This is a genomic window from Kitasatospora sp. MBT63 (assembly GCF_000710465.2).
Lineage (GTDB): Bacteria > Actinomycetota > Actinomycetes > Streptomycetales > Streptomycetaceae > Kitasatospora.
This window is the reverse complement of the sequence record NZ_JAIZ01000335.1, coordinates 13,570-18,452: the sequence shown is the minus strand read 5'-3', so window position 1 is coordinate 18,452 and position 4,883 is coordinate 13,570. Positions and strand designations below refer to the sequence as shown.

General features: G+C 71.1%; 4 protein-coding genes and 1 pseudogene. 2 read left to right on the top strand and 3 right to left on the bottom strand.

Going from position 1 to position 4,883, the window contains the following annotated elements; genetic code table 11:
• A partial coding sequence (locus AA75_RS20030) for a hypothetical protein (protein WP_051812838.1) occupies nucleotides 1-1,509 on the bottom strand: 1,509 nt, incomplete at its 3' end.
• A 338-nt stretch (nucleotides 1,510-1,847) separates the two neighbouring features.
• Nucleotides 1,848-2,063 (bottom strand): hypothetical protein, encoded by a 216-nt coding sequence (locus AA75_RS20025; RefSeq protein WP_033821493.1) that lies wholly within the window; start codon nucleotides 2,061-2,063, stop codon nucleotides 1,848-1,850.
• A 714-nt stretch (nucleotides 2,064-2,777) separates the two neighbouring features.
• Here AA75_RS20025 and AA75_RS47705 point away from each other — a divergent pair.
• Nucleotides 2,778-2,954, top strand: a pseudogene (locus tag AA75_RS47705) (hypothetical protein); the annotation flags it as partial.
• Between the two features lie 551 nt (nucleotides 2,955-3,505).
• On the top strand, nucleotides 3,506-3,805 hold the full coding sequence (locus AA75_RS20020; protein ID WP_033821492.1) for a hypothetical protein: 300 nt from the start codon (nucleotides 3,506-3,508) through the stop codon (nucleotides 3,803-3,805).
• 367 nt (nucleotides 3,806-4,172) lie between these two features.
• Here the strand turns inward: AA75_RS20020 and AA75_RS20015 are convergent.
• Nucleotides 4,173-4,883: ABC transporter permease subunit (locus AA75_RS20015; protein WP_033821491.1), on the bottom strand; the 711-nt coding region annotated here is incomplete at its 5' end.

The following is a 4,883-nucleotide window of genomic DNA, read 5'->3' as shown; positions in this document are numbered from 1 at the left end:
CGGCAGCGGCGGGACGGCGGCCACGGACGGCTTCGGGGACTGCGGCCGCCCGGAGTGCGAGGGCTTCACCGTGGGCAGCCCGGCCTCGTACGGCTGGGCGGGCGGCCGGTTCACGGGGACGTTCGGCTGCAGCGCCGGCACGACGGGGGGCCGCGGCGGGAGCGGTTCGGGCGTCATGCCGTACACCCAGGCGACCGCGAGGGCGGACGCCGCACCGAGCCCTGCCAGCGTCACCAGCCGGGCCCTCCTCCCGCCGGAACGCGCGTTGCGCCGCACCGCCCGGAGGCCGCGGGCGCTCAGCCGCAGCACCAGGTAGACCAGTCCGAGGGACGGCAGCAGCAGCATGACGCAGCCGATCGCCCCGAGCAGGAAGCTCGCCGCGGCGCCTTCGGCGAGCGCCCGGTAGGTGCCTGCGAGCTGGTCGGTGAGGGACCGGACGCTGGTGGAGAGGAGCCGGGGGAGGTTCCACAGGGCGTAGGCGATCTCGCCGACGAGCAGCGGGACCATGGTGACCACCCAGCCCGTCACGATGATCCGCGACGAGCGTTTCATTCCGGCGATCTCCGGCGGCACCGGACGGCCGGGGACCATGCTCCGCAGAATCGGGCCGACCTTGCCGAAGAGGTCGGGCACGCCCGCCAGGTCGGCCAGGATGTAGTAACCGTCGAGGCGCAGCGCCGGCAGCAGCTGTTCGAGGATCTCGTAATGCGTCAGGTACACGGCCGTCAGGAAGAATTCCTGTCCGGTGCCGAAATAGGCGGCGAAGAGAATCGTCATGAAGACGACGTTGAAGTAGACGCCGCCGAGATCGGTCCGTAGTCGTCCGCCGCGTTTGAGCCGGTAGACGTCGGTGACGTCGGTGTACATCGCCGGCCATACCAGGTAGATGCCGCAGCCGATACAGCCGGGACTTCCACCGCTGTAGCGGCAGCCCGAGGCGTGGCCGAATTCGTGGAACACCGTCGACAGCACGGTGAGGGCGAATACCAGCAGCAGGAGAACGGGCTGCTCGAGGGTGTGCAGCACGGGCTCCATCGCCCCGTGGAGGGCAAAGAGCCAGTAGTCCGCGGCGGCGGCGGACAGCAGGACGAGCGCGACGGCGGGTGGCCGGTGGAGCCAGGAGAACGCGGCGGCCACCGCGGCCACCGTGGGCCGGCGCAGCAGGACCCGGTGGAACTTGAGGGTGAGGAGGAGGTCGGTCGCCGGGAGGTCCACCGGTCTCGTCGGGCCGTGCCCGGTGGCGGTGATGCCCAGCGGGTCGAGCTTCTCCTCGACGAGGTAGGCGATGTTCCCGGTGCTGACCTCGTTGCCGAACCGGCCGCTCACGTGGTGGGCGATCGCCTCGTGGGAGCGTGACCCGTCGATCGCGCACACCACCAGGTAGAGCAGCCGGCTGAGCTGGATCACCTGGCCGTCGGGCCGTCTGACCAGGTAGCGGGGTTCGGTGAACCCGGAGTCCTGGTACTCGCCGAGGAGTTCGGTGCCGGCCGGGAGCCGCGGCGGTGGCACTGCGGCGGGTTCTGGCACTGCGACGGCGGGCGGGGGCCGGCGGTGCCGGGCCGGTGAGGGGCTGCGGGCGGGTGAGGGGCTGCGGGTGGGGGGCGGTCGGCCGCCGGGGCCGCTTCCGTGGTCGGTCACGTTACCTTCCTGGCTGACCGTCGTTGACCTGGAAGAAGGCGTTCCCGGCGACGATTCTGGCGTCGCCGGGAACGCTCATCCATCCGGGAGGGTCAGGTCACGGCCGGGTTCGCCGTCCGGTCGGCCGCCGGTCCCGGCGCCCTGCCGGGACGGTTCTGCCGCCGCCCGCGCCTCCCGCGGATGTCACCGGGTGGTACTGCCGGCCGGTGTCACTGGCTGATGTTGATGACCTGCTTCGCCTCGGAGTTCGCCAGCGAGTCACGGGAGTGGTCGTTGACCGCGAGCGAGTTGTTCTCGGCGTGCACCGTCGCGGTGTGCTTGGTGACGGTGGTGGTCTTGTGCAGGTTGAAGCTGAAGCGGCTCAGCGCCTCGCGCTTCGGGAGCAGCTCGGCGGTCTCGGACTGGAGCTGCGACAGGTTGATCATTTCTATTCTCTTCCTTCGTGGCATTCAGGATGAGGCCGATTCGCTGGCGCGTTACCGGCCCCGCCAGGCGGCTGCCTGACGGGGCGAGACATTACGAGAAGGCCGCGACGGAATGCAAGGAACCGGCTACGCTGCGTAGTCAATTCCCGCGATCGAGCCCTCGATATGCGCCGGAATTCGACACCGGGACGCAGTTGAATCGAGTCGACAGGCCTTTCGAACGCGCGCTTCTTCGTATCCGAGGCATTTCCCAACAGGGAACTTCGGGAACATCACCCGGTCGGAGCAGGGCTCGAGCGGGCATTCGACCGGACGGCCCTCGCATTCGGGCCGTTTCGAATACCTCTCCCCCGCCGGGGTGATAGCGTGCTCACCCTCGCGCGGCGCTGCGGGCGCCACCGGCGGCCCGACCGGCCGCGGTCCGGGGCGTCCCCGTGCGCTGAACAACGACCGGTCGGCGCCGAGGACACTGGCGGCGCCCGGGAATCCGACGGCGCCTCACGACCCGGCCGCGGGCGTCAACGCCCGTCGCGGCACCACAGGTCGCCGCACCACATGTCGCGGCGCTAGAGCCCGTCCGACAAATGATCACTTGGTGGGTTCTCGGAGCCGGCGGATGAGTGAGGCGAGGACGAGGCCTGCGCGGTAGCGGGTGGCGCGTTCGTCGAAGCGGGCGGGCCCGACCTCGCCGCTGGGCGGACAGCGACCGCGAGCAGCGTGGACGACCAGTACGTGGCCGGGAACGTCAACGACGGGAGCCGGGCCGGCTACCCGTGGAGCGGCAACGGCGTGCTCCCGCAGTGGGTCCAGGCGGACCTGGGCAGTGCGGCCACGATGGACCAGGTGGCGCTCAAGCTGCCGACCGACCGGGGAGCCGCGGCGAGACACTGACGGCGCCCGACTCGACGGACGGCGGTGCCTTCTCGCCGCTCGCAGCCTCGGCGACCTGGCCTTCGACCCGGCCTCCGGCGGAACGCAGTACCTCAGATGGCGGCCCCATCAGAACCCGGCATGACCTTCGAGTGAATCTCGTCAGCGTTCGGGTGAGGGCCGCGACCGCCCGGACGGCTCAGCCTGGCGGAGTTCATGGGCGACCGGTTCGCTTACGTCCCAAGGGGAAGCGGTCCATCGGCCGCCCTCCGAAGTGACAGGTGCCGGCACCGCGCGGGCCGGCTCCGACGTGCTCAACTACCGCCCAGAAGCGGGCAGCAGGCCCGACGTGTCCGAGGAGGACTCCATGCTCCATGCCCTGCGCACCAAGCGCACGCTCGCCCTCGTCCTGGCCGGGGCCGCGCTCGGCGCAGCCGCCGCGATGAGCGCTCCGGCCCTGGCGGACGGTCAGAACCCGGACGGCGCGCAGCGCACGGGCCGGGCCGTATCGATCCCGTGGCTCACCGTCAAGGCCGGCGACCACACCCCCCCAGGGCAGCGCATCGCAGGAGTTGGGCAACTCCTTCGGCACCCGGGCGGCGTTCAACGACCAGTGGAACGAGAAGCCCCTCGGCACGCTCTACTCCACCTGCAGCAAGGTCGAGGCCGGCCCCGACCAGCTGCTCTGCAGCAGCGTCGTCAAGTACAGCCCGGACAACCTGGTCACCCTGTCCGTGGTCGTGCCCGCCGACGAAGCGGCTGCCAAGGAGTTCATCGGCACTGTCACCGGTGGCACGGGCGTCTACCAGGGGGTCACCGGTGCTGCCGTCTTCGAGCTCAAGGACGGCAACTACCAGGTGACCTTCCCCTGAGCCGCTGACTCTGCTGCCGCCTGGGTAGCTCCTGCACCCGTCGGCGGTCCCAGTGCGGACGGCCCGTCGGGCCGCCGGGTGGTGGTCGGGGACCGCGTCCAGCTCGATGCCGTGCTCCAGCAGCGCCTTCACCGAGCAGCGCACCGTGCTGAACCCGCCCACGGAGTCGTTGACCCAACGCACCCCCTCGTCGCCGGTGCCCGTGGAGCCGGTCCCGGCGACCTCGCCGAAGGTGATGTCCGCCGAGCGGGGGGTGCAGGTCAGCTCGACACTGGTCGGCCGGTCCCAAGGGCGGGCCGGCCACGCCCCGGCCTCACTCGCCCTCCGGCTCCGCGAACCCGCCAGGTGGCCATCTGTCAGGCACGCTCTACACGTCGCGGCGCGAGACCGCCGCATAGGCGGCCGCCAGGAGTGCGGCCGTCAGCGCCGCCAGGAAGCCGAGCTGCTGCCAGCCGTTCACCTCCGGGTCCAGCCCGTTGCCGAACAGCGAGGCCGAGATGCTCACCGGGGAGTAGGTGATCAGGAACCGGCCCACGGTTTCCCCGGCGAAGAGCCCGACGATGGTCGGCAGCAGGACGAAGCCGATCATCGCGCTGATGGCGCCCGCGCTGTGCCGCAGCAGGGCACCGACGGCCAGCGCCATCAGTCCGATGACGGCCAGGTAGAGGCCGCCGCCGAGGACGGTGCGCAGGACCGCGTCGGCGGGCTGGGCACCGGCCCGGCCGCCGAGCACGGCGAGCGCGACGAGGGTGAAGGTGCCGATCGCCGCGGTGCCGAGGGCCAGCGCGAGGGCGGAGAAGACCAGTGCCTTGGCGGTGAGGATCCGGGCGCGCCGCGGGCAGGCGGTCAGTGTGCTGCGGATCATCCCGGTGCCGTACTCGGAGCTGATGGTGAGGACACCGAGCGTGATGACCGGGATCTGGCCGACCATGAACCCGCCGAGGCCGAGGCCGAGGATGTCGTCGCCGGGACGGGTGTTGTCCTGGGAGAACGCGACGGCCAGCGCCCCGACGCCGGCGACCAGGACGAACATCACGCCCAGGGACCAGACCGTGGACCGCAGACTGCGGATCTTCGT

Bases quoted from the DNA above. Each gene is read 5' to 3' on its own strand.
- AA75_RS20025 (WP_033821493.1), bottom strand. From the start codon at position 2,063: ATGATCAACCTGTCGCAGCTCCAGTCCGAGACCGCCGAGCTGCTCCCG.